At 49.1% G+C, this 328-nt stretch carries 2 tRNA genes; both read right to left on the bottom strand.

Going from position 1 to position 328, the window contains the following annotated elements:
* Positions 1-39 precede the first annotated feature (39 nt).
* Positions 40-115, bottom strand: a tRNA-Ala gene (locus tag AACR09_RS21715).
* Positions 116-136: 21 nt separating this feature from the next.
* A tRNA-Ile gene (locus AACR09_RS21710) sits at positions 137-213 on the bottom strand.
* Positions 214-328 lie beyond the last annotated feature (115 nt).

Genomic DNA, 328 nt, shown 5'->3' with positions numbered 1-328 from the left:
AACCATTTTTAAATATTTTCAGATAAAAACACTTAAAGATGGTGGAGCTATGCGGGATCGAACCGCAGACCTCCTGCGTGCAAGGCAGGCGCTCTCCCAGCTGAGCTATAGCCCCATCTTTGTTTCTAGTCGATATTGGTGGGTCTGAGTGGACTCGAACCACCGACCTCCCGCTTATCAGGCGAGCGCTCTAACCAGCTGAGCTACAGACCCAATATCGTCTCTTTTACTTTCTAAACCTAATCAATCTGTGTGGACACTCATCGTGGTATCTTCGTATAAGGAGGTGATCCAGCCCCAGGTTCCCCTAGGGCTACCTTGTTACGAC

Origin of the sequence: Vibrio sp. OPT20 (genome assembly GCF_963889365.1) — a bacterium.
Taxonomy (GTDB): domain Bacteria; phylum Pseudomonadota; class Gammaproteobacteria; order Enterobacterales; family Vibrionaceae; genus Vibrio; species Vibrio splendidus.
This window is presented reverse-complemented; position numbering and strand designations above follow the sequence as displayed.